The organism is Methylobacterium sp. OAE515 (genome assembly GCF_041806315.1).
In the GTDB taxonomy this organism is placed as follows: Bacteria; Pseudomonadota; Alphaproteobacteria; order Rhizobiales; family Beijerinckiaceae; genus Methylobacterium; species Methylobacterium tardum.
In genome coordinates this window covers 4,812,664-4,835,430 of the sequence record NZ_JBGMUV010000001.1, presented here as the reverse complement: position 1 = coordinate 4,835,430, position 22,767 = coordinate 4,812,664, and the positions used below count along the sequence as shown (strand labels likewise).

Here is a 22,767-nt window from a genome sequence, read left to right as displayed (position 1 = left end):
CGTCGGAGGTCTGAGTAGAGAGTCATGCCGAACGGCCACATCATCGTCGCCGACGACGACGCCGCGATCCGCACCGTGCTCAACCAAGCGCTGTCACGGGCGGGCTACGAGGTCCGCTCGACGGGCAATTGCGCCACCCTCTGGCGCTGGGTCGCGCAGGGGGAGGGCGACCTCGTCATCACCGACGTGGTCATGCCCGACGAGAACGTGTTCGACCTGCTGCCGCGCATCAAGCGGGTGCGGCCGGAGCTGCCGATCATCGTGATGAGCGCGCAGAACACCTTCATGACGGCGATCCGCGCCTCGGAGCGGGGCGCCTACGAGTACCTGCCGAAACCCTTCGACCTGAAGGAGCTGATCGCCATCGTCGGCCGGGCGCTCTCCCGGCCGCGCGGGACGGCCCCGGCCGGGGCGCCCCCCGAGAACGAGGACATCCCGCTGGTCGGTCGCTCGCCGGCCATGCAGGAGATCTACCGGGCGCTCGCCCGGCTGATGCCCACGGACCTCACCGTGATGATCACCGGCGAATCCGGCACCGGCAAGGAGCTGGTCGCTCGGGCGCTGCACGATTACGGCCGCCGCCGCACCGGCCCGTTCGTGCCGGTCAATATGGCGGCGATCCCGCGCGACCTGATCGAGTCCGAGCTGTTCGGCCACGAGAAGGGCGCCTTCACGGGCGCGCTCCAGCGCTCCGCCGGCCGGTTCGAGCAGGCCGAGGGCGGCACGCTGTTCCTCGACGAGATTGGCGACATGCCGATGGAGGCGCAGACAAGGCTACTGCGCGTCCTGCAGCAGGGCGAGTACACGACGGTGGGCGGCCGGGTCCCGATCAAGACCAACGTCCGGATCATCGCGGCGACCAACAAGGATCTGCGGATTTCGATCCAGCAGGGCATCTTCCGCGAGGATCTGTTCTTCCGGCTGAACGTGGTGCCGCTGCGCCTGCCGGCCCTGCGCGAGCGCTCGGAGGACGTGCCGGATCTCGTCCGCCACTTCTTCGTGCTGGTCGAGCGCGAGGGCCTGACCCGGAAGTCCCTCGACGGCGACGCGATGGAGCGGCTCAAGCGCTACCGCTGGCCCGGCAACGTCCGCGAGCTGGAGAACCTCGTCCGCCGGCTCGCCGCACTCTACCCGCAGGAGACGATCACCGGCCCGGTGATCGAGGCCGAACTCGACACGCTGCCGCTCGCGGCCCCCGCCGCCTCGAACGGCAACGGCGCCGCCCGCAAGGCCGGTGGGGAGTCGGAGAGCCTGTCGAGCGCGGTGGAGCGGCACCTCTCGGACTATTTCTCCGGCTACCGCGACACGCTGCCGCCGCCCGGGCTGTACCACCGGATCCTGCGCGAGATCGAAGGCCCGCTGATCGGCGCGGCGCTGGCGGCCACCCGCGGCAACCAGATCCGCGCGGCGGAACTCCTCGGGGTCAACCGCAACACCCTGCGCAAGAAGGTGCGGGACCTCGATCTGCAGGTTTTCCGGACGGCGCGGTAGGACGTCCGGACAGATCCCATCGATCCCGCTCATCCTGAGAGGCCCGCGTCGGCGGGCCTCGAAGGAGGGCGCCAGGGATCGCAGCGCTGACCGGAGGCCTCCTTCGAGGCCTACGCGACGCTCCGGCACCTCAGGATGAGGTCCGGGATGGGATGAGACGATCCTGTCTGTCCTCAGCGGCCCGGCAGGATCGGGTCGCCGCGCATCAGCGCGTGGAGCCGCTCGGTGTCGAATCCGTTCGGGATGCTGGGCAGGGGCGCCTTCGGCGCGGGCGCGGCCTTCGCCGGGGCCGGAAGCGACCCGGTTGCGGACGGCTCGGCCTGAGCGGCGCGGATCACCGGCGCCGGCGCCAGATGCGCGAGCCGGTCGGCGCTGACGAGAGCGACGGTCGCCGTCGAGACGAGGACGAGGACGGCGCCGAGGAGGGAACGCAGGATACGCACGCGACCACCCGGAACGCGACTTGAGACGGCAACAGATTAGCGGCGCGGCCGTTAACGAAGCCCCACTCCAAGTCTTCGGGAGGCGATATTGACCAACGCCCAGGCCACTGCGAGCGACAGCCCGTTCATCCAGGGTCGTAACGCCCGCCTCTATGGCAAGCCCGTCAGCGAATGCCCCTATCCGGAAGGCTCCCAGGAGCGCGCCGCCTGGATGGAGGCCTACGAGGAAGCCGTGAATTCGGATCCGCCCGAGAAGCCCTGATCGTGGGACAGGCCGCGTTCCGAGACCGCGGATCCGGGCATCCGGCTTGACCTCGCCGGGTGCGCGGCGCTTCGTGCGCCGCAGCGCAACGCGATCCGCGAGCCCCGATGTCCCTGAAGCCTTCGCCCGACGCCCAGCAGACCTTCGCGCCCGCGACGCGCCTCGTCCATGCGGGCCGGGATCCGGGTGAGCAGCACGGCTTCGTCAACACACCGATCTATCGCGGCTCCACGGTCCTCTATCCGACCTACGACGCCATCAAGCACCGGCGCGGGCGCTACAATTACGGCACCTCGGCCACGCCCACCATGGACGCGCTGACGAGCGCCTGGACGGAACTCGCCGGCGCCGCCGGGACGGTGGTGACGCCCTCCGGGCTCGCGGCGCTCACCGTGGCGCTGATGGCCGCGGTCTCGGCGGGCGACCACCTCCTCGTCACCGATTCCGCCTACCGGCCGACCCGCCAGTTCTGCGACGGCGTGCTGGCCCGCTACGGCGTCGCGGTCACCTACTATGACCCGACCATCGGGGCCGGCATCGCCGAGCTGATGCGGCCGAACACGAAGGCCGTGCTGGTCGAGGCGCCCGGCTCGCAGAGCTTCGAGATGCAGGACATCCCGGCCATCGCCGCGGTCGCGCACGCCAACGATGCCTGCGTGATCATGGACAACACCTGGGCGACGCCGCTGCTGTTCCCGCCGCATGAGCGGGGGGTCGACATCGCCGTGGAGGCCGGGACCAAGTACCTGAGCGGCGGCTCTGACCTGCTGATCGGCCTGACCTCGGCCAATGCCCGGTACTTCCCGGCGGTGCGCCGAACCTTCGACCATTTCGCCATGTGCGCCGGCGCGGAGGACATCTTCCTGGCTCTGCGCGGCATGCGCACCATGGCGTTGCGGCTGCGCGAGCACGGCCGCGCCGGGCTCGAGATGGCCCAGTGGCTCCAGGCCCGGCCGGAGGTGCTGCGCGTTCTCCATCCCGGCCTGCCGGAGGATCCCGGCCACGCGATTTGGAAGCGCGACTTCTCCGGCGCCTCCGGCCTGTTCGGCGTGATCCTGAAGCCGGTGCCCGAGGCGGCGGTCGCCGCCATGCTGGACGGCCTGCAGCTCTTCGGGATGGGCTTCTCCTGGGGCGGCTTCGAGAGCCTCGTGATCCCGTTCGACTGCGCCGGCTACCGCACCGCCACGCAATGGTCGCCGGGCGGACCGGCCCTGCGCTTCCACATCGGCCTCGAGGATACGGCCGACCTCAAGGCCGATCTCGACGCCGGCTTCGCCCGCCTGCGGGCCGCTTCGTGACCGCGCCGAGCCGGCGCCGTCTCATCCAGGGCGCGGGCGCGCTCGCCCTCGCCGGGACCCTGCCGGCCGCGGCCGCCGACGCGGACGTCACGGGCCGGCTTGCCCGCTACATGGCCTCAGCCGGGGCACAGACGCTGCCCCCCGAGGTGCTGACCGCCTGCAAGCACCGCGTCCTCGACACCCTGGCCGCCATGGTCTCCGGCGCGCGGATGCGGCCGGGCGAGATGGCGCTCACCTACGTGCGCGGCCTGGGCGGGACCGAGCAGGCCGGCGTCGTGGCCTCCGGTTTCCGGACCACCACCGTCAACGCCGCGCTCGCCAACGCCATGTGCGCCCATGCCGACGAGACCGACGATTTCGAGCCGGTCACCAAGGCCCATCCCGGCTGCGCCACCGTGCCGGCGGCCCTGGCCATGGCCGAGCTGCACGGCAATTCCGGCGCGGAGTTCATCCGGGCCGTGGCGCTGGGCTACGATCTCTGCTGCCGCCTGCTCCTGGCCCTCGGACCGGACCACGTGCGCGGCACCCACCGCAGCGCCGAGGGCACGAGCGCGACCTTCGGGGCTCTCGGGGCCGCCGCGGCGCTCGCCCGCCTCGACGAGCAGGGCATGCGCTTCGCACTGTCCTACGCCGCCCAGCAGGTCTCCGGCCTGTGGAGCTGGGTGCGCGACAAGGACCACGTGGAGAAGGCCTTCGACTTCGCCGGCATGGGCGCGCGCAACGGCGTCACGGCGGTCGGCATGGTGGTGGCGGGCCTTACCGGCGTCGCCGACGTGCTCGACGGCCGGCACAACCTGCTGAACGCGCTCTCGACCGCGCCGAAGCCGGACCTGATGCTCGACGGTCTCGGCAGCCGCTTCTTCGTCACCGAGACGGCGATCAAGACCTTCTCGGTGGGCTACCCGATCCAGTCGCCCCTCGATGCCACCCTGGCGCTGCGCAAGCAGTACGGGCTGACGCCGGAGGCCGTGCGGCACATCCTGGTCAAGGTCCCCACCGACGCCGTCGGCATCGTCGGATCGAGCGCCATGCCGGATGTGAGCTGCCAGCATCTCGTGGCGCTGGCGCTCGTGAAGGGTGCGGTCTCCTTCGCCGACAGCCATGATGCCGGCCTGATGCACGATCCCGCGATCGCGGCCGAACGAGCCAAGGTCGAGCTGGTGGGCGACGCGGCGCTGATGGATCCCGCCGCCCCGCGCGGTGCCGTCGTGACGATGACCCTCGCGGACGGCCGGATTGTGGAGCATCACACCCGGCATCCGCCCGGCACGAAGGAGAACCCGCTGAGCACCGAGGCGGTGAACGCCAAGGCGCGGGATCTGATGGCGCCGGTGCTCGGAGCTGACGCCACCGAGCGCCTGATCGCGCGCATCAACACCCTGGAATCGGTCGCCGACATGCGCGAACTGGGCCCGCTCCTCACCGCCTGACGCATGGCCTTCACACCGTCGCGTATTTGACCTGCCCGCTCGATCCTGATTGACCGGCCCGACATGACCACGAGCCTCTCCGCCGGCGGAACGCCGCGCCTCGCCGCTGCCGATCGGATCGGCCGGGGGCTCGACGCGCTGAGCGTCGGCCACGGCCGGGCTGTGGCCGCCCTCCTGGCGCTCTGCCTCCTTCTGTTCCTGCCGGGCCAGATCTCGCTGCAGCCGATGGACCGGGACGAGCCGCGCTTCGCCCAGGCCTCCAAGCAGATGCTGGAGAGCGGCGACCTCGTCGACATCCGCTTCCAGGGGGAGGCGCGACACAAGAAGCCCGTGGGGATCTACTGGGCGCAGGCCGCCGCCGTCGCGGCCGGCGAGGCGCTGGGCGTCCCGCACGCCCGCACGCAAATCGCCCTCTACCGCATCCCGTCGCTGATCGGCGCCATCGCCTCGGTGCTTCTCGCCTACTGGGCGGCTCTGGCTTTCCTGCCGCGCCGCGCCGCGCTGCTCGCCGCCGCCCTCTACGGCGCCTGCCTGATGCTCTCGGCCGAGGCGCATCTCGCCAAGACCGACGCGCTGCTCGCCGCCTGCGCCACCGCGAGCCTCGGCGCGCTGGCCCGGACCTGGCTGGCATTCCGCGACGGCCGGCCTCCGACGGGCTCGGTATTCGCGGCCTTCTGGCTGGGTCTGGCGCTCGGAATCCTGGTCAAGGGACCGATGGTGCCGCTGTTCGTCGTCCTGCCGGCGCTGATCCTGTCGGTGATGGCACGCTCCGGACGCTGGCTCCTGGCCCTTCGGCCGCTTCCGGGCCTCGCCCTGACCCTCCTTCTGGTCGCGCCCTGGTTCGCCGCCATCGCGTGGAAGAGCGGCGGCGCCTTCTACGCCGAGGCGGTCGGGCACGACATGCTGGGCAAGGTCGGCGGCGCCGCCGAGCGGCACTGGGGGCCGCCGGGCGCCTACGCGCTCGCCTTCTTCGCGATCTTCTGGCCCGGCGCCGCCTTCGCGGCCATGAGCCTGCCCTTCGCGTGGCGGGCACGGCGCGAACCCGGCGTGGCCTTCCTGATCGCCGCGGTGCTGCCGGCGTGGCTGATCTTCGAGGCGGTGCCGACGAAGCTGCCCCATTACGTCCTGCCGCTGATGCCGTGGCTCGCGATCCTCACCGTCCTGGCGATGACGCGGGGGGCGCTCGATCCCCGCCTGCGCGGCGCGCGCCTGACGGCCCTGCTGGTGCCGGCCATCCCGGTGGCGCTCACGCTCGGCCTCTGCCTCGCCGGCTGGCGCCTGGATGCCCACACGATCCCATGGCCGGCGCTGCCGCTGCTCGCCGCCGCCTGCGGCGTCGCGGCCCTCGCCTGGATCGCGTTCGCCAGGGGGCCTCTCGCGGGCGCCGCCGAGCGGGCCCTGGTGCTCGGCGTCCTGGCCTCCTGCCTGCTCGGGCCGGCGGTGCTGGGCGTGGCCCAGCGCGCGCTGCCCGCCCTCAAGGTCTCGCCTCGGCTCGCGTCCCTGCGCGACCGGATGCCCTGCACGGATCCGCAGGTGGCGAGCCTCGGCTACCGGGAGCCGAGCCTCGTGTTCCTCGTCGGCACCGGCCTTGCCCTGCCGCCCGACGGCGCCGCCGCGCGGCAGTTTCTGGAAGCGGGCGGCTGCCGGCTGCTGTTCGTGGAGGCCCGCGACCGGGACGATTTCAACGCCGCCTGGCCGGTCGGGCGCGGCGTGCCCGCGCCCCTGGCCGAGATCGAGGGCTTCAACCTGAATACCGGCCGGCGGGTCTTCGTCACGGCCTACGCGGTGGCCCCGTGAGCGGCGCCCCGGTTCTCAGCGTGGTCGTGCCGGTGAAGAACGAGGCCGGCAACATCGCGCCCCTCGTGGCCGAGATCGAGGCCGCTTGCGCGGGCCTCGCCTTCGAGCTGATCTACGTCGATGACGGCTCCTCGGACGGCACGCCGGCCGCCCTCGCGGCCGCCCGCGCGGGCCGGCCCTGGCTGCGGGTGCTGCGCCATGCGCGCAGCGGCGGCCAGTCGGCCGCGGTGCGCAGCGGCGTCCTGGCGGCCCGGGGCGCGATCATCGCCACCCTCGACGGCGACGGCCAGAACGATCCCGCCTTCATCCCCGCCCTCCTGTCGGCCCTGGAGACGGCCGGTCCCGGCGCCGGTCTCGCGCAAGGGCAGCGGCGCGGGCGCAAGGACGGGCGCTTCAAGATGCTGCAGTCGCGGATCGCCAACGGCGTGCGCGGGCGGATCCTGAAGGACGCCACCCGCGACACCGGCTGCGGCCTCAAGGTCTTCCGGCGTGCGGTCTATCTCCGCCTGCCGTATTTCGACGCCCTCCACCGCTTCATGCCGGCGCTCGTCGTCCGCGAAGGCTTCGCGGTGGTCCACCGCGACGTGATCGACCGCCCGCGGCTCACCGGCACGTCGAATTACGGGCTGTTCGACCGCCTCTGGGTCGGACTTCTCGATCTCGCCGGCGTCTGGTGGCTGATCCGGCGCAAGCGCGCCGATCCCCAGCCTCAGGAGATCACGAGCCCGGTGCCCGCGCCGGCAGACCAGGATGTCGGATGCTGATCCAGCTCGCCCACGATCTGCCGGCCTATTTCTACGACGTCTTCGTCACGCGGCTCGATTTCTGGCTGGTCTTCGGCATCGTCGCCCAGCTGGTGTTCGGCTCGCGCTTCATCCTGCAGTGGATCGCCAGCGAGCGCGCGGGGCGGAGCGTCATGCCCCTCTCGTTCTGGTTCCTGTCGATCCTCGGCGGGATGATGACCCTGGTCTACGGCTTCGTGCGGCGCGAGCCGGTGATCATCATCGGCCAGGGCCTCTCGACCGGGATCTACCTGCGCAACCTCGCGCTGATCTTCCGCGAGCGGCGGCGGAAGCGGAGCGGCGCATGACCCGCGCGCCGCTGCCCGGCTTCTACGACGATCTGGACGCTACGTTCCGCGAAGCGTGGCGCCTGCTCGCCGACGGGGCCGAGCAGGGCCGGAGCGGGTTCCACTTGCCGACCCTGGCGACACGCGGCAGAGACGGCGGCCCGCGGGCCCGGACCGTGGTGTTGCGCGCCGCCGATGGTGCGACCGGCAACCTCCGGTTCCACTGCGACCGCCGCTCCGACAAGGCCGCGGAGATCCTGGCGCACCCGGCCTGCGCGCTCGCCGCCTACGACACCGCCGCGAAGGTCCAGATCCGCGTCGAGGGTCGCGCCACGCTCCACACCGACGATGCCGTGGCGGAGGCGGCCTGGGCCCAGTCCCGGGCGATGAGCCGGGTCTGCTACGGCGCCGAACCGGCGCCGGGAACCGTTCTGCCCGAGGGGAGTGCCTACAGCCTGCCGGACGAAGCCACGGCCGCGACGCTCGGCCGTCCGCATTTCGCCGCCGTGCTGGTCCGGGCCGAGCGCCTGGACTTCCTCTACCTCGATCGCCGCGGTCACCGGCGGGCCGCGTGGCGGCAGGCGGAATCCGGATGGTCCGGCGAATGGATCGCACCCTGATCGAGGGCGCCGCGCCCGCGCAGCCGCCGCCTTGACTTCGGGGATGGCAGCCTTGCGTCGTTCCCCCTGACGCACACCGCGCTCCCGGGCTAAAGCCTCCCCGCCCGGCCGCCCATCCGGGTCGATCGGGAGGAACCCGTGGGCCTCGTCTACGCGCTCGCCGCCTACCTGAGCTGGGGCCTCCTGGTCCCGGTGCATTTCCGGTTGCTCGGGGCCTACAGCCCGAACCACATCCTGGCCGAGCGTATCGTCTGGTCCAGCCTGTTCGCAGGCGCGCTGGCGCTGATCCTCGCGGCCCGGCATCGCTTGAACCTGCCCTGGCCGCTGCGCCGGCGCCACGCCCTGTTGCTGCTCTCGGCGGCGATGATCGCGGTGAACTGGCTGCTCTACCTCTACGCGATCAGCGGCGGCCACCTGCTCGATGCGAGCCTGGGCTACTACATCAACCCGCTGGTCAGCGTCGCGCTCGGGCGGGTCGTGCTCGGCGAGCGCCTCAGGCCGATGCAGGCGGCGGCCGTCGGCGTCGCGGCCGCGGGTGTGGCGATCGCGGTGGGCTGGGCCGGCGAGCTGCCGCTGTTGTCGCTCTCCCTGGCGGTGTCCTTCGCGCTCTACGGGCTCGCGCGGAAGGTCGCCGCGGTCGACGCCTTGGTGGGCTTCCTGGCCGAGACGCTGCTGCTCCTGCCCGGAGCGATCCTCTGGCTCGTCCTGACCGCCGAGCCGTTTCTCCCCGCGGAGCCGACGAGCCGGGCACTGCTGATGCTGACGGGGCTCACCACAGCCTTGCCGCTGATCTGGTTCGCCGCCGCGGCGGTCCGCCTGAAGCTCACCACCCTCGGCCTGTTGCAATACGTGGCGCCGACCTGCCTGCTCGGCCTGAGCGTGCTGGCCTACGGCGAGCGCGTCGAGCCGCACCGAGCCCTGATGCTCGCGCTGATCTGGGTGGCGCTCGCCCTGTACACCATCGACGCCCTGCGCCTCCGGCGCAGCCAGGAGACCGGCCCGGTCCGGTCGGATCCCGACGCGATGCGTGTATAAGGCATACCGGTATAAGCCGCCGCGGGGCGGATGACAGGATAGCGCGTGGCCGATGAGCGAGACTGAGGGCGGCGCGCAGGCCGTCACGGATACCGATTACCGGAACCTCGCCGATGCGCTGCCGCAGCTCGCCTGGATCGCCGAGGCCGACGGCACCATCATCTGGTACAATCAGCGCTGGTACGACTACACGGGCACGACGCTGGAGGAGATGCGCGGCTGGGGCTGGCGCACCGTCCATCACCCCGACCACGTGGCGGCCGTGACCGAGCGCTACCAGGCGGCGATCGCGCTGGGCCGGTCCTGGGAGGACACCTTCCCGCTGCGCGCCCGTGACGGGTCCTATCACTGGTTCCTCTCGAAGGCGCTGCCGCACCACGACGCGTCGGGACGGATCCTGCGCTGGTACGGCACCAACACCGACATCACCGGCCGCCGCACCGTCGAGGAGCGCCTGCGCCATTCCGAGCAGCGGTTCCGGGCGCTGGTGGACGCCTCGGCGGCGGTGATCTGGAACACCAACGCGGCCGGCGAGCTGATGCCGCCCCAGGTCCGGTGGAGCACCTATACCGGCCAGACCGAGGAGGCCTACCAGGGCTGGGGCTGGCTCGACGCGGTCCATCCCGACGACCAGGGTCACGCCGCCGACGCCTGGGCGGCCTGCGTGGAGGCGCGCCAGACCTACGAGGTCGAGTACCGCCTGCGCCGCCACGACGGCGCATGGCGCGCGATGGAGGTGCGCGGCGTGCCGGTTCTCGCCGAGGACGGCAGCTTGCGGGAATGGGTCGGCACCTGCGTCGACGTCACCGAGCGGAAGGAGGCCGAGGAGGCGGTGGAGCGCGCCCGGCAGGCCGCCGAGGCGGCCAACCGCGCCAAGAGCCAGTTCATCGCCAACATGAGCCACGAGCTGCGCACGCCGCTCTCGGCGGTGATCGGCTATTCGGAGATGCTCGGCGAGGAGCTGGAGGATATCGGCCAGGCCGCGCTCCTGCCGGACCTGCGCAAGATCGAGGCGGCGGCACGCCACCTCCTGTCGCTGATCAACGACGTGCTGGATATCTCGAAGATCGAGGCCGGCCGCATGACCGCCTCGGCCGAGACCTTCGCGGTGGCGGACCTGCTCCGGGACGTGTCCGATTCCACCGGCTCCCTGGTGGAGAAGAAGGGCAACCGCTTCGTCCTCGACGCGGGGGCCGGGGCGGGCGCGGCGCTCGGGTCCATGCACCAGGACCAGACCAAGATCCGCCAGTGCCTCCTGAACCTCATCGGCAACGCCGCCAAGTTCACCGAGACCGGGACGATCACCCTGGCGGTGCGCCGGCACCGGGAGGAGGCCGCGGACTGGCTGTCCTTCGCGGTCACCGACACCGGCATCGGGATGAGCGAGGAGCAGATCGGGCGCCTGTTCGAGCGCTTCGTGCAGGCGGACGATTCGACCACGCGCCAGTTCGGCGGCACCGGCCTCGGGCTCGCCATCACCCGCGCCTTCTGCCAGTCGATGGGCGGCGACATCAGCGTCACCAGCACGCCGGGCGCGGGCGCGACCTTCACGATCCGCCTGCCCGCCACGCTCAGACCCGAGGATGCGACGCCGACCGAAGCCGAACCGCACACGCCGGTCGAGCCGCACGAGCAGCACGAGACGGTTCTGCTGGTCGACGACGACCCGGCCGCCCGCGAGCTGCTCCAGCGCTTCCTGGAGCGCGAGGGTTTCCACGTGCGCAGCGCCAATGACGGCCGCGCCGGCCTGACGCTCGCCCGGGCGCTCCGGCCGCGGGCGATCCTGCTCGACGTCGAGATGCCGCGCATGGACGGCTGGGCGGTGCTGCACGCGGTGCGCAACGACCCCGAGCTCGCCGGGACGCCGGTGATCATGACCTCGGTCGTGGCCGAGCAGGGGCTCGGCCAGGCGCTCGGTGCCACCGACTACTTCGTCAAGCCGATCGACTGGGACAGGCTCAAGGGCCTGATGGAGCGCTACCGGCCGGAGGCGCCCGGCGAGGCCCGCATCCTCGTGGTCGACGACGACGCGGATGCCCGCGAGCGCCTGCGCCGGTCCCTGGGCCGCGAGGGTTGGACCGTCGACGAGGCGGAGAACGGCCGGATCGCCCTGGAGCGCGTCAGCCAGGCGCGGCCAAGCCTGATCCTCCTCGACCTGATGATGCCCGAGATGGACGGGTTCGGCTTCCTGCGGGCCCTGCGGTCGCGGCCCGACGGCGACGTGCCCGTGGTGGTGCTCACCGCCAAGGAGATCACCAGGGCCGAGAAGGAGAGCCTGAACGTCCAGGCCGACCGGGTGATCGCCAAGGGCTCCATGAGCCTCGCGGAGATCGGCCGGCAACTGCGGGTGCTCTACGCGCGTTCGGCGAGCGAGCCGGTGCCGGGGCGCCTCCAGGGCCTGATCGACCAGCTGGCGGAGCAGGATGCGGGGGACAGACCATGAGCGATGACGGCATCGACGCGGACAGGGCGGCGGCGCTCCGCCTGCGGGCCCGGCTGGCGGTGGTGGAGCGGGCGGCGTGGTTCGGCCTCGTCCATGCCATGCGGAAGCGGCCGGCCGAGACCGAGGCCTACATCACCTCGGAGCGGGCGCGGTGCACGGAGGGGTTCGGCAGCGGCGCCTGGGCCAAGGACCTCACCGACGCCGAGCGGAAGATGCTCGCCGACGAGGTGGATTCCGGGCTGGCGCAGCTGCTGGAGGATGCGCGCGGGGAGGTTTGAGGCGCCGTCCTCTATGACCCCTTTGGTCATCACGCGCGCAGCGAGGTGACCCAGGGCCACGCGACATCAGCCGTCGTGGCGCCGCCTGGATTGCTTGGCTCCGCTCGCAAGGACGGCGTTCAACCCGAAATGGGATGAGCGCGCTTCGCTACGCATCACCGAACACATCGCCCCAAGCCGGCGGCAGGCCGGTCCAGGATAACGACGGCGCCACAGCGTGCCCCGGCAAGCTCGTCGCTGAGAACACGCCGCGCGCCACGGCCCGGGCCAGCACGCGCGCGGCGGCATCGCCCAGACGCGCCATCCCGACCACCGGGTCGGCCAGCGGCACGGCGCCGGTGGCGACGGCGAAGACCAGATCGCCGTCCAGCGGCGTGTGCGCCGGCACGAGCGCGCGGGCCAGCCCGTCCTGCGCCGCCACCGCCAAGCGCCGGCACTGCGCCTTGGTCAGCGCCGCGTCGGTCGCCACCACAGCGAGGGTCGTGGCGGCGCCCGGGAGCGCGCGCGCGGGGAAGGCCAGGGCCTCCGGGGGCACCCGGGCCGGGGAACCGAGACCGCCGAACTCGTCGCCCTCCTCGAAGGGCGCCGCCCAGAAATGCGGCCCGTCACCGATCGTCGCGTTGCCGAAGGCGTTCACGGCGGCGAGCGCGCCGATCCGGAAGCCCGTGCCTGGGACGCGGGCGGACGCCGACCCGATCCCGCCCTTGAGCCTGCCGGTGCGGGCGCCGGTCCCGGCCCCCACGGAGCCCAGGGCGAAATCCTCGGCCGCGGCCGCTGCGGCCTTAAAGCCCATCTCACGATAGGGCGGGTAGCGGCCCCAATCCTTGTCGCCGCCGTTCAGGAGGTCGAACAGGATCGCCCCGGGGACGATCGGAACCCGCATGGTGCCGACCGGGAAGCCGCGCCCGGCCTCGGCGAGCCACGCCGTCACGCCGGACGCCGCGTCGAGCCCGAAGGCCGAGCCGCCGGAGAGGACAAGGGCGTCGATCCGGTCCACGGTGCGCTCGGGATCGAGCAGATCGGTCTCGCGGGTGCCGGGCCCGCCGCCGCGCACATCGACGGAGGCGACCACGGGCGCATCGAACACGAGGGCGGTGACGCCGCTGGCGACCGCCACGTCGCTCGCGTGGCCGACCCGCAGGCCGGGAATGTCGGTGATGCGGTTGTGGAGCATGCGCCGACCTTGCCACGCCGCGGGAGCGCCGCAAATCCGGAGGCGCCGTTGACCCCCGGTGCGGGTTTCCCAGGTTGGCGAGCGACACATCAGCGTCGAGGAGCACGGCATGGACGTCGGATTTATCGGAATGGGGCGGATGGGCCGGGCGATGGCCGCAAGCCTGGCGCGGGCGGGCCACACGGTCCGAGCCTGGAACCGGACGCCGGAGGGCGCCCGCGGGATCGACGGGGTCACCCCGGTGGCGAGCGCCGCGGAGGCTTTCGCCGGAGAGGCGGTGATCACGATGCTGGCCGACGATGCGGCGCTGGAGGCCGTGATCGTCGCCGGCGGCCTGCTCGACCGGGCCGAGCGCCCGGGTCTGCATATCGGCATGAGCACGGTCTCGGTGGCCCTGGCCCGGCAGCTCGCCGCCGTGCACGGGCGGGCGGGCGTCCCCTACATCTCCGCCCCGGTCTTCGGACGGCCGGACGTGGCGGAAGCCGGCAAGCTCAATATCGTGGCAGCGGGCGAGGCGGCCCTCCTCGACCGGGCGGCGCCCTTGCTGGACGCCATGGGCGCCAAGACCTGGCGCTTCGGCGCGGAGCCTGTGCGGGCCAATGCCGTCAAGCTCGCCGGCAACTTCATGCTGATCTCGGCCATCGAGGCGATGGCCGAGGCCTGCGCCCTCACGCAGGGCCACGGCGTCGCCGGCGCCGACTTCCTCGACCTGATGACCAACACGCTGTTCGCCTCGCCGGTCTACAAGGGCTACGGCGCCTCGATCGCCCAGAACCGCTACGAACCGCCGGGCTTCGGCCTCAAGCTCGGCGCCAAGGACGTGCGGCTGGCTCTCCAGGCCGGGGAGGGCGCGGGCGTGCCGATGCCGTTCGCCAGCGTTCTGCGCGACAACCTGATCGAGGCGATCAGCCACGGCGACGGCGAGAAGGATCTCGCGGCCCTGGCCCGCGTCTCTGCACGACGTGCAGGGCAGAGTTGAGGATGGACGCCACCCGTCGCGTTTTCGACGAAGATTAACTTTCCTTTTAACCTCACGAAAGAGTGTCCGTGTGAGCTATAAGCACGGATACAAGTAGATGCGCACATATTCCTACTCGCTACGCAAGGCGACCTTGTCCACGAAGGTCATCATGCTGGCGATGCTCGCGGTGACACTCACCGCGGGCGCCATCTGGATTACCGTGTCGCGCCAGACATGGTCGCAGATGGAGGAGCGGCAGCACAGCAACGGCGAGCGCAACCTGCGAACTCTGGCCCTCGTCCTGGCCGCGCGCGTCGAGGGCGCCAAGGCCGACCTCGCCGGCACCCGCGTCGTCAAGGTTGCGACGCCGAGCCTGTCGGGCTTCGCCGATGCCGGCGTGGTGGACGACGCCGTCGCCTATTCCGGCGGCTTGGCCACGGTGTTCAGCTACGAGCCCGCCACCGACAGCTTCGTGCGGCGTCAGACCACCGTGCGCCGGGACGACGGCGCGCGCGCGGTCGGCACCGCGCTCGCCGCCGACAGCCCGGCGCAGGCCGCCGTGCGCGCCGGTCAGACCTACGAAGGGCCGGCGGTGCTGTTCGGGCGGCGCTACTACACGGTCTATCAACCGACGGTCGACGCCGCCGGAAAGGTCAACGGCATCCTGTTCGTCGGGCTGCCGATCGAGATGTATTTCGACGCCCATGCCCGGACGATGACGAGCCTCAGCGTCGCCGCCCTGATCATCGCGGTGCTGGCCTGCGCCCTCGTCGGGCTGGCGGCCGCGCGCCTGTTCCGGCCCTTCTCGGCGATCTCCACCCGGATCGAGGCTCTGGCGGCCGGCGACCTCGAATCCCCGATTCCCCATGCGAGCCGCGGCGATGAGATCGGCACGGTGGCCCGCGCCCTGGAGGTGCTGCGCACCGCCGGCCTGCGGACACGGGAACTGGAAGGCCTGCAGAGTGCGGGCGCGGCCGACGAGACGCGGCGGCGGGCCGCCCTCGACCGCGCCATCGCGGCATTCCGCGGGCAGGTCGTCGTTCTGAAGGGCGCCCTGACCGCCAGCACCGGCGCGATGCGCGACCGGGCCGGCGAGATGGCGGCCAGTTCCGCCGAGGCGGAGGTTGCTGTCGCCGAGACCGAGCGCGGCTCACACGAGACTTCGGCCAGCGTCCAGACCGTGGCGAGCGCCGCCGAGGAACTCTCTGCCTCGATCGGCGAGATCGGCACCCAGCTCGACCAGGCCGAGGCTCTGGTCGCCACGGCCGCCGCGGAGTCGGACGCCATGAACACCGAGATCGGCGAGCTTGCCGAGGCCGCGGGGCGCATCGGCGACGTGGTCGGGCTCATCCGCCAAATCGCCGAGCAGACCAACCTGCTGGCGCTCAACGCCACCATCGAGTCGGCGCGGGCCGGCGCGGCCGGCAAGGGCTTCGCCGTGGTGGCCTCGGAGGTGAAGGCGCTCGCCGCGCAGACCGCGCGGGCAACCGAGGAGATCAGCGGGCAGATCGCCGGCGTGCAGACCTCAACGACGGCGGCCGTGGCGGCGATCGGCCGGATGGGCGAGCGGATGCGGGCGGTCAGCGCCACCACGGGCGGCATCGCCGCGGCGGTCTCGGCGCAGGGCGCGGCCACCGCCGAGATCTCCCGCAACGTCGCCGAGACGGCCGGGGCCACCGAGGCCATCGCCAGCGGGCTGACCACGGTGGCCGGCGCCGCCCGGCGCTCGGCGCGCATGGCCGCCACCGTCACCGAAGCGGCTCAGACCGTGGACAGCGTGGCGGCCGACCTGGAAGGCGAGATCGAGCGCTTCCTGGGGCAGGTCGCCGCCTGAGAGCCCGGCCTCTCAGAGCCCGAAGCGGGCGAAGGCCGCACGCTCCTCGAGGGCGGCCATCGCCCCCTCCGCGAGCCCGCTCCCGATGCCGCCCGGGGCACCGCCGCGGCGCAGCAGGCGGGACAGGAAGCCGCCGCGCGCCTCGGCCACGAGGCGCAGATCGACCTTGTCGCCGTAGCGCGCCCGCATCGCGGTGCGCACGTCGCCGAGGGCATCGACCAGGCCGAGACCGAGCGCCTGCCGCCCGGTCCAGACCGCGCCGGTGAACAGGTTCTCGGACTGCGACAGGGTCGGGCGGCGGGCCGTGACCAGGCTCGTGAACAGGTCCTGGACGTCGGCCTGGATGCGCTTCAGACGCTCCACGTCCGTCGGATCCTCGGGGCGGAACGGGTCGAGCATCGACTTCGCCTCGCCCTGCGTGTGCACCCGGCGCTCGACGCCGAGCTTCTCGAGCAGGCCGTGGAAGCCGAACCCCGCCGAGACGACCCCGATCGAGCCGACGATCGAGGTCGGGTCGGCGACGATTTCGTCGGCCGCGCAGGCGATCATGTAGCCGCCGGAGGCCGCGACATCCTCCACGAAGGCGATGACCGGCAGCCGTTTCTCGTCGGCCAGGGCCCGGATGCGGCGGTGGATCAGGTGCGACTGCGCCGGCGAGCCGCCGGGCGAGTTGATCACGATCGCCACCGCCTTGGCCCCGGGCATCCCGAAGGCCCGCTCCAGGCTGCCGGCCACGCCTCCGATCGAGAGCCCCGGGCGGATCGGCGAGACCGCTCCGATCGTCCCGGACAGGCGGACCACGGCGACCCGCGGGCGTCGTTCCCGGAAGCGGCGCGGCAGGAAGGCACGGAGTGTGTCGGGAAACGCGAGCGGCATGGGGATCGGACACAGACTCGTCGGAGGGCCCGGCCGGAAGCGGCACGGTGTGGCCTTCCGAAACTGGGCCTTCCGCCGCCGCACGCAAGGGCGACACGTGGGCCGGGCCGGACCGGGCCGGGCCGGCCATCTGCGCAGTCACGACGGATCGAACCGTTTGCCGACCTTGGCGGTTTCTGGCGACGGCGCGAGCCTCGTGCCGGCCCGGATCCGCTGGACTCGGCCGGGCGCTCACATGGGAGAGAAACGATGCGACCCTGGCCTATCCTGGTCCTTCTCGCCGCGCTGCTCGGCGGCTTGGCGAGCGCGCCGGCCCGCGCGGCGCCCCTGCCGGTCCCGGCGACCGCCGAGGCCGCAGCACCCGCCCCGGTGATCCAGCAGGCCCGCTGGCACTACCGTCGCCACTGGCACCGCCGCCATCACTGGCACCGTCACTGGCATCACCGCCGCCACTGGCACCATCGCCATCACTGGCGCCGGCACCATTGGCATCGCCATCACGGATACCGCCGCCACTACGGACACCGCCATCACGGCTACCGGCACCACGCGTTCCGCGGCCGCGCCGTGGGTCATCGCCACCTCACGTTCTACTGAGCGGACTGCCCCGCATCCCGGCCCGATCCGGCCGGGACGCGGCCCTGCCGAAGCACCTGTCGACGACCGCGCTGCGACCTTGCGGGCGGCCTCGGAAAACCTTATTTAACCGTCTGATATCACTGCTCTTCCGAGAGGCCGTTCCGGCGCATCTTGCGTCACCCGGGAGCGGTCGTGAGCACCGCCCGTCCGGGCCTCAGAACGGAAATCGACTTGGCCGAGAACGATCCGACTGGCGCAGCCCCGCCCGCCAGCGACATCCGCCCCGTCTCCATCACCGACGAGATGCGCCGCTCCTACCTCGATTACGCGATGAGCGTGATCGTGAGCCGGGCGCTTCCCGACGCCCGGGACGGCCTCAAGCCGGTGCACCGGCGCATCCTCTACTCCGCCTTCGAATCCGGGCACCTGCCCGAGCGGAAATACGTCAAGTCGGCGCGCATCGTCGGCGACGTGATCGGTCTCTACCACCCGCACGGCGACCAATCGATCTACGACGCCCTCGTGCGGATGGCGCAGGACTTCTCCATGCGCCTGATGCTCATCGACGGGCAGGGCAATTTCGGCTCGGTGGACGGCGATCCGCCGGCCGCCATGCGCTACACCGAATCGCGGCTGGCCAAGCCCGCGACCGCGCTGCTGACCGACATCGACAAGAACACCGTCGATTTCCAGCCGAACTACGACGAGTCGCGCGAGGAGCCGACCGTCCTGCCGGCCCGGTTCCCGAACCTGCTGGTCAACGGCGCCGGCGGCATCGCGGTCGGCATGGCGACCAACATCCCGCCGCACAATCTGGGCGAGCTGATCGACGCCTGCGTGGCGCTGATCGACGAGCCGGGGCTGACCATCGAGCAGCTCACCGAGATCGTGCCCGGCCCGGACTTCCCGACCGGCGGCATGATCCTCGGCCGCGCCGGCACGCGGCAGGCCTACGCCACCGGCCGCGGCTCGGTGATCATGCGCGCCAAGTCGCATGTCGAGGAGTTGCGCAAGGAGCGCGAGGCGCTGATCTTCACCGAGATCCCCTATCAGGTGAACAAGGCGACGCTGGTCGAGAAGATCGCCGAGCTGGTGAAGGAGAAGCGCGTCGAGGGCATCTCGGACCTGCGCGACGAATCCGACCGCTCCGGCATGCGCATCGTCGTCGAGATCAAGCGCGACGCCATGGCGGACGTGGTCCTGAACCAGCTCTACCGGTTCACGCCGCTGCAATCGTCCTTCGGCTGCAACATGGTGGCCCTGAACGGCGGCCGCCCCGAGCTGATGAACCTGAAGGACCTGCTCCAAGCCTTCGTCGACTTCCGCGAGGAGGTCGTCTCCCGGCGGACCAAGTTCCTCCTCGGCAAGGCCCGCGAGCGCGCCCACGTGTTGTGCGGCCTCGCCATCGCGGTCGCCAACATCGACGAGGTGATCCGGCTGATCCGGACCTCGCCGGACCCGAACTCGGCGCGCGAGGCCCTGATGGCCCGCGACTGGCCGGCCCACGACATCGCGCCGCTGATCGCCCTGGTGGACGACCCGCGCCACCGGGTCGCCGACGATGGCACCTATCGCCTGTCCGAGACCCAGGCCCGCGCCATCCTCGACCTGCGCCTGCAGCGCCTCACGGCTCTCGGTCGCGACGAGGTCGGCGACGAGCTGAAGACGCTGGCCGACGAGATCGCCGACTACCTCGACATCCTGCGCTCGCGCGCCCGCATCCAGGGCATCGTCAAGGGCGAGCTCGCCGAGGTCCGGGACCAGTTCGCCACGCCGCGCCGGACCGAGATCGTCGACTTCGACGGCAGCGTCGAGGACGAGGACCTGATCGCCCGCGAGGACATGGTGGTGACCGTGTCGCACGCCGGCTACGTGAAGCGCGTGCCGCTCTCGACCTACCGGGCCCAGCGCCGCGGCGGCAAGGGCCGCTCCGGCATGGCGACCCGCGACGAGGATTTCGTCACCCGCCTGTTCGTGGCCAACACCCACACGCCGGTGCTGTTCTTCTCCAGCCAGGGTCAGGCCTACAAGGAGAAGGTCTGGCGCTTGCCGATGGCCGCTCCGAACGCCCGCGGCAAGGCGCTGGTCAATATCCTGCAATTGCAGGATACCTCCGAGCGCATCACCACGATCATGCCGCTGCCGGAGGACGAGGCGTCCTGGGAGACGCTCGACGTGATGTTCGCGACTGCCAGCGGCAACGTCCGGCGCAACAAGCTGTCGGACTTCACCACGGTGAACCGCAACGGCAAGATCGCCATGAAGCTCGATCCGGGCGACCACATCGTCCACGTCGAGATCTGCCGTCCGGACCAGAACGTCCTGCTCACCACAGCTCTGGGTCAGTGCATCCGCTTCCCCGTTGAGGACGTGCGCGTCTTCAAGGGCCGCGACTCGACCGGCGTGCGCGGCATCCTGCTCGGCAAGGACGACAAGGTCATCTCGATGACCATCCTGAACGCGTTCGACGCCACCGCGGAGGAGCGGGCCGGCTACCTGAAGATGCGGCGCGCCGTGACCGGCGAGGCCGAGGAGAACGGCGAGGCCGAGGCCGAGGACGGCGCCGAGGCGGCGGCGATCTCGCTGGACCGCTACAACGAGATGGGGGCGGCCGAGCAGTACGTGCTCACCCTGTCGGAGCGGGGCTTCGGCAAGCGCTCCTCGTCGTTCGAGTACCGGACCTCGGGACGCGGCGGAAAGGGCATCACGGCGATGCGGGTCAACGCCCGCAACGGCAGCCTGATCGCGTCCTTCCCGGTGGAGGCCTCGGACCAGATCATGCTGGTCACGAACGGCGGCCAGCTGATCCGCGTGCCGGTGGACGACATCCGCATCGTCGGCCGCGCCTCGCAGGGCGTGACGGTGTTCAACACCGCCAAGGACGAGAAGGTCGTCTCGGTGGAGCACATCGAGGGCGAGGACGAGGGCGCCGAGGCCGGCCCGGAGGGTGGCGACGAGGCGTGAGACGCGTGCCGGACTGGGCGGCTACGGCCTGAGGTTCCGTCCGGCGCGAAAATGCTCTAGGTCGGGCCTCAATGACCCGCACCGCCCTCTATGCCGGATCGTTCGATCCGGTCACGAACGGCCATCTCGACGTGATCCGCCAAGCCTGCCGGCTGGTGGATCGCCTCGTGATCGCCATCGGTGTGCATCCCGGCAAGGCGCCGTTGTTCTCCGCTGAGGAGCGTGCCGCCCTGCTCACCGAGACCTGCGGGCCGGTGGCGCAGGCCGAAGGCGCGGCGCTGGAGATCGTCACGTTCAGCGATCTCGCCGTCTCGGCTGCCCGGCGCTGCGGCGCCGCGATCTTCATCCGCGGCCTGCGGGACGGCACGGATCTCGATTACGAGATGCAGCTCGCCGGCATGAACGGCGCCATGGCGCCCGAGGTGCAGACCGTGTTCCTGCCCGCCTCGACGCAGGCCCGCCCGATCACCGCGACGCTGGTGCGCCAGATCGCCGGCATGGGGGGCGACGTTTCGCCCTTCGTGCCCGCCGCCGTGGCCGCGCGCCTCCGGCAGCGCTTCGCCGCCCATTCCTGACTTGGAAGGATCCAGATGAACCGACGCCACGCCCTCCTCGCGCTCGTCCTCACGCTCGGCACGGCCCAAACGGCCTGGGCCGCCGACGCCAACACGGTCTATCTCCAGACCAAGGACGGGCGGATCACCATCGAGCTGCGGCCCGACCTCGCGCCCAAGCACGTCAAGCAGATCAAGACGCTGATCTCCCAGGGCTTCTACAACGGCCTCAAATTCCACCGCGTCATCGACGGCTTCATGGCCCAGACCGGCGACCCGAAGGGCAACGGCACCGGCGGCTCCAGCCTACCGAACATCCCGGCGGAGTTCTCGCAGTCGGCCCAGTTCCGCCGCGGCACCGTGGGCATGGCCCGCTCGCAGGATCCGAACTCGGCGAATTCCCAGTTCTTCATCTGCCTCGCCGACGCACCGAACTTGAATGGCCAGTACACGATCGTCGGCAACGTCACGGACGGGCTCGACGTCCTCGACAAGATCAAGAAGGCCTCGCCCGGTGCACCCGGCGGCACGGTTCAGGACCCCGACAAGATCGTCAGCATGACACTCGCCGAAAAGGCCAAGTAGCGGCCGCATGCCGGGCCGGCGCGCCGCCTCGATCCTGCTGCTGAGCCTGATCCCGGCGGCCGCGGCGGCCTATGACGGCAGCCCGTTCTACGGCTACGCCTTCGAGCCCGGCGGCGCTTATCCCTTGAGCCTGCCGCAGACCCTGCGGGCGACGATCGCAGTGCCGGTCCCCCGGATGGCGACCAAGCCCGCCGACACCCTGGCCGAGCTCTATCCGGCGCTCGCCGCCTGCTGGCAGGCGCCGACGGGTCTCGGGGCGCCGAGCGCGGGGTCCGATGAAATCGAGATCACCCTCAGGCTGTCGCTGCGCCGCGATGGCAGCCTGATCGGGCCGCCGCGCGTCACCTACGCGGCGGGCGTCTCCGGGCCTCAACGGACCACCCTGGTCCGCGGGACCCTCGACGCCCTGGCGCGCTGCACTCCGGCCCACATCACGCCGGGCCTGGGCCGGGCGATCGCAGGCCGGCCGGTGGCGCTCCGCTTCGTCTACCGCCCGCCGGCCTGAGCGCCGGCGACCCCGTCACGGGCGCTGGCCGGATCCGGCGCGCGCCGATACAGTTCCCTCAACCGGAAGGACAGACCTATGGCTGACAACGAAACGATCGTGCTGGAGACCACCAAGGGCCGCGTCGTGATCGCGCTGCGCCCCGACCTGGCGCCGGGCCATGTCGAGCGGATCAAGACCCTCGCCGCCCAGGGCTTCTATGACGGCGTGCCGTTCCACCGGGTGATCGACGGCTTCATGGCCCAGACCGGCGACCCGACCGGCACCGGCTCGGGCGGCTCGGACCTGCCGGACCTGAAGGCCGAGTTCAACGCCGAGCCGCACGTGCGCGGCACCTGCTCGATGGCGCGGACGAACTTCCCGCACTCGGCGAACTCGCAGTTCTTCATCTGCTTCGACGACGCCCGCTTCCTCGACAAGCAGTACACGGTGTGGGGCAAGGTCGTGGAAGGCATGGACGTGGTCGACACGATCAACAAGGGCGAGCCGCCGCGCTCGCCGGACAAGATCGTGAAGGCGACCGTCGCGGAAGCCTGAGCTCGGATTAAACCTGACGTCTGAAGCCATCT

At 71.5% G+C, this 22,767-nt stretch carries 22 protein-coding genes; 19 read left to right on the top strand and 3 right to left on the bottom strand.

Going from position 1 to position 22,767, the window contains the following annotated elements; all coding sequences use genetic code 11:
• The first annotated feature begins 24 nt into the window (after positions 1–24).
• Complete coding sequence (gene ntrC / locus ABIE45_RS23595; protein ID WP_192710518.1) at positions 25–1,491, top strand: nitrogen regulation protein NR(I); 1,467 nt, start codon at positions 25–27, stop codon at positions 1,489–1,491.
• 173 nt (positions 1,492–1,664) lie between these two features.
• On the opposite strand, the gene ABIE45_RS23590 is transcribed toward ntrC, so the two are convergent.
• Positions 1,665–1,934 carry a hypothetical protein gene (locus ABIE45_RS23590; RefSeq protein WP_192710519.1) on the bottom strand — a complete coding sequence of 90 codons (270 nt, stop codon included), beginning with the start codon at positions 1,932–1,934 and terminating at the stop codon, positions 1,665–1,667.
• An 88-nt stretch (positions 1,935–2,022) separates the two neighbouring features.
• On the opposite strand from ABIE45_RS23590, the gene ABIE45_RS23585 reads away from it, so the two are divergent.
• The 10 genes from ABIE45_RS23585 (at position 2,023) to ABIE45_RS23540 (ending at position 12,166) form a co-directional block, all read left to right on the top strand.
• Entirely contained in the window at positions 2,023–2,196 is a 174-nt protein-coding gene (locus ABIE45_RS23585; protein WP_010686140.1) for an Rmf/CrpP family protein, read from the top strand.
• 107 nt (positions 2,197–2,303) lie between these two features.
• Positions 2,304–3,494: a cystathionine beta-lyase gene (metC, locus tag ABIE45_RS23580; protein ID WP_192710520.1), complete on the top strand. Its 1,191-nt coding sequence runs from the start codon at positions 2,304–2,306 to the stop codon at positions 3,492–3,494.
• The gene (locus ABIE45_RS23575; protein WP_192710521.1) at positions 3,491–4,924 is read left to right on the top strand and encodes an MmgE/PrpD family protein; all 1,434 of its coding nucleotides are present in this window, start codon (positions 3,491–3,493) and stop codon (positions 4,922–4,924) included. Before metC ends, ABIE45_RS23575 begins: the two co-directional genes overlap by 4 nt.
• 63 nt (positions 4,925–4,987) lie before the next feature.
• The gene (locus ABIE45_RS23570) at positions 4,988–6,721 is read left to right on the top strand and encodes a glycosyltransferase family 39 protein (protein WP_192710522.1); all 1,734 of its coding nucleotides are present in this window, start codon (positions 4,988–4,990) and stop codon (positions 6,719–6,721) included.
• On the top strand, positions 6,718–7,485 hold the full coding sequence (locus tag ABIE45_RS23565; RefSeq protein ID WP_192710523.1) for a glycosyltransferase: 768 nt from the start codon (positions 6,718–6,720) through the stop codon (positions 7,483–7,485). The genes ABIE45_RS23570 and ABIE45_RS23565 overlap by 4 nt, the downstream gene beginning before the upstream one ends.
• A complete protein-coding gene (locus tag ABIE45_RS23560; RefSeq protein ID WP_192710524.1) occupies positions 7,479–7,811 on the top strand; it encodes a lipid-A-disaccharide synthase N-terminal domain-containing protein in 333 nt (110 codons plus the stop codon). The genes ABIE45_RS23565 and ABIE45_RS23560 overlap by 7 nt, the downstream gene beginning before the upstream one ends.
• A complete protein-coding gene (locus ABIE45_RS23555) occupies positions 7,808–8,410 on the top strand; it encodes a pyridoxamine 5'-phosphate oxidase family protein (protein ID WP_192710525.1) in 603 nt (200 codons plus the stop codon). Before ABIE45_RS23560 ends, ABIE45_RS23555 begins: the two co-directional genes overlap by 4 nt.
• A 138-nt stretch (positions 8,411–8,548) precedes the next feature.
• A complete protein-coding gene (gene rarD / locus ABIE45_RS23550; protein ID WP_192710526.1) occupies positions 8,549–9,445 on the top strand; it encodes an EamA family transporter RarD in 897 nt (298 codons plus the stop codon).
• A gap of 52 nt (positions 9,446–9,497) precedes the next feature.
• Positions 9,498–11,888 carry a PAS domain-containing hybrid sensor histidine kinase/response regulator gene (locus ABIE45_RS23545; RefSeq protein WP_192710527.1) on the top strand — a complete coding sequence of 797 codons (2,391 nt, stop codon included), beginning with the start codon at positions 9,498–9,500 and terminating at the stop codon, positions 11,886–11,888.
• Positions 11,885–12,166, top strand: a complete 282-nt coding sequence (locus ABIE45_RS23540; RefSeq protein ID WP_192710528.1) for a hypothetical protein — start codon at positions 11,885–11,887, stop codon at positions 12,164–12,166. Before ABIE45_RS23545 ends, ABIE45_RS23540 begins: the two co-directional genes overlap by 4 nt.
• A 148-nt stretch (positions 12,167–12,314) precedes the next feature.
• Here the strand turns inward: ABIE45_RS23540 and ABIE45_RS23535 are convergent, their stop codons facing one another.
• Entirely contained in the window at positions 12,315–13,340 is a 1,026-nt protein-coding gene (locus tag ABIE45_RS23535) for a P1 family peptidase (RefSeq protein WP_192710529.1), read from the bottom strand.
• 88 nt (positions 13,341–13,428) lie between these two features.
• Here ABIE45_RS23535 and ABIE45_RS23530 point away from each other — a divergent pair, with 88 nt between their 5' ends.
• Together ABIE45_RS23530 and ABIE45_RS23525 are read left to right on the top strand one after the other, a co-directional pair.
• Positions 13,429–14,319 carry an NAD(P)-dependent oxidoreductase gene (locus ABIE45_RS23530; RefSeq protein WP_373622899.1) on the top strand — a complete coding sequence of 297 codons (891 nt, stop codon included), beginning with the start codon at positions 13,429–13,431 and terminating at the stop codon, positions 14,317–14,319.
• Between the two features lie 97 nt (positions 14,320–14,416).
• On the top strand, positions 14,417–16,135 hold the full coding sequence (locus ABIE45_RS23525; protein WP_192710531.1) for a methyl-accepting chemotaxis protein: 1,719 nt from the start codon (positions 14,417–14,419) through the stop codon (positions 16,133–16,135).
• Positions 16,136–16,147: 12 nt separating this feature from the next.
• Here the strand turns inward: ABIE45_RS23525 and ABIE45_RS23520 are convergent, their stop codons facing one another.
• Positions 16,148–17,011: a S49 family peptidase gene (locus ABIE45_RS23520; RefSeq protein ID WP_192710532.1), complete on the bottom strand. Its 864-nt coding sequence runs from the start codon at positions 17,009–17,011 to the stop codon at positions 16,148–16,150.
• 249 nt (positions 17,012–17,260) lie between these two features.
• Between ABIE45_RS23520 and ABIE45_RS23515 the strand changes: the two genes are divergently transcribed.
• The 6 genes from ABIE45_RS23515 (at position 17,261) to ABIE45_RS23490 (ending at position 22,735) form a co-directional block, all read left to right on the top strand.
• Positions 17,261–17,608 (top strand): hypothetical protein, encoded by a 348-nt coding sequence (locus ABIE45_RS23515; protein WP_192710533.1) that lies wholly within the window; start codon positions 17,261–17,263, stop codon positions 17,606–17,608.
• A gap of 213 nt (positions 17,609–17,821) precedes the next feature.
• The gene (gene gyrA, locus ABIE45_RS23510) at positions 17,822–20,554 is read left to right on the top strand and encodes a DNA gyrase subunit A (RefSeq protein ID WP_192710534.1); all 2,733 of its coding nucleotides are present in this window, start codon (positions 17,822–17,824) and stop codon (positions 20,552–20,554) included.
• Positions 20,555–20,625: 71 nt separating this feature from the next.
• Entirely contained in the window at positions 20,626–21,129 is a 504-nt protein-coding gene (coaD, locus tag ABIE45_RS23505) for a pantetheine-phosphate adenylyltransferase (protein WP_192710535.1), read from the top strand.
• Between the two features lie 15 nt (positions 21,130–21,144).
• Positions 21,145–21,693, top strand: coding sequence for a peptidylprolyl isomerase (locus ABIE45_RS23500; protein ID WP_192710536.1), 549 nt, complete (start codon positions 21,145–21,147; stop codon positions 21,691–21,693).
• A gap of 7 nt (positions 21,694–21,700) precedes the next feature.
• Positions 21,701–22,198, top strand: coding sequence for a hypothetical protein (locus tag ABIE45_RS23495; RefSeq protein ID WP_192710537.1), 498 nt, complete (start codon positions 21,701–21,703; stop codon positions 22,196–22,198).
• Positions 22,199–22,276: 78 nt separating this feature from the next.
• Positions 22,277–22,735: a peptidylprolyl isomerase gene (locus ABIE45_RS23490; protein ID WP_091715579.1), complete on the top strand. Its 459-nt coding sequence runs from the start codon at positions 22,277–22,279 to the stop codon at positions 22,733–22,735.
• Positions 22,736–22,767 lie beyond the last annotated feature (32 nt).

Excerpts from the sequence above, each read along its gene's own strand:
- ABIE45_RS23500 (WP_192710536.1), top strand. The coding sequence starts at position 21,145 with ATGAACCGACGCCACGCCCTCCTCGCGCTCGTCCTCACGCTCGGCACG.
- metC (WP_192710520.1), top strand. The coding sequence starts at position 2,304 with ATGTCCCTGAAGCCTTCGCCCGACGCCCAGCAGACCTTCGCGCCCGCG.
- ntrC (WP_192710518.1), top strand. The coding sequence starts at position 25 with ATGCCGAACGGCCACATCATCGTCGCCGACGACGACGCCGCGATCCGC.
- ABIE45_RS23515 (WP_192710533.1), top strand. The coding sequence starts at position 17,261 with ATGCGACCCTGGCCTATCCTGGTCCTTCTCGCCGCGCTGCTCGGCGGC.
- ABIE45_RS23540 (WP_192710528.1), top strand. The coding sequence starts at position 11,885 with ATGAGCGATGACGGCATCGACGCGGACAGGGCGGCGGCGCTCCGCCTG.
- ABIE45_RS23490 (WP_091715579.1), top strand. The coding sequence starts at position 22,277 with ATGGCTGACAACGAAACGATCGTGCTGGAGACCACCAAGGGCCGCGTC.
- ABIE45_RS23535 (WP_192710529.1), bottom strand. The coding sequence starts at position 13,340 with ATGCTCCACAACCGCATCACCGACATTCCCGGCCTGCGGGTCGGCCAC.
- ABIE45_RS23555 (WP_192710525.1), top strand. The coding sequence starts at position 7,808 with ATGACCCGCGCGCCGCTGCCCGGCTTCTACGACGATCTGGACGCTACG.
- ABIE45_RS23520 (WP_192710532.1), bottom strand. The coding sequence starts at position 17,011 with ATGCCGCTCGCGTTTCCCGACACACTCCGTGCCTTCCTGCCGCGCCGC.
- ABIE45_RS23525 (WP_192710531.1), top strand. The coding sequence starts at position 14,417 with ATGCGCACATATTCCTACTCGCTACGCAAGGCGACCTTGTCCACGAAG.
- ABIE45_RS23545 (WP_192710527.1), top strand. The coding sequence starts at position 9,498 with ATGAGCGAGACTGAGGGCGGCGCGCAGGCCGTCACGGATACCGATTAC.
- ABIE45_RS23570 (WP_192710522.1), top strand. The coding sequence starts at position 4,988 with ATGACCACGAGCCTCTCCGCCGGCGGAACGCCGCGCCTCGCCGCTGCC.
- ABIE45_RS23495 (WP_192710537.1), top strand. The coding sequence starts at position 21,701 with ATGCCGGGCCGGCGCGCCGCCTCGATCCTGCTGCTGAGCCTGATCCCG.
- coaD (WP_192710535.1), top strand. The coding sequence starts at position 20,626 with ATGACCCGCACCGCCCTCTATGCCGGATCGTTCGATCCGGTCACGAAC.
- ABIE45_RS23560 (WP_192710524.1), top strand. The coding sequence starts at position 7,479 with ATGCTGATCCAGCTCGCCCACGATCTGCCGGCCTATTTCTACGACGTC.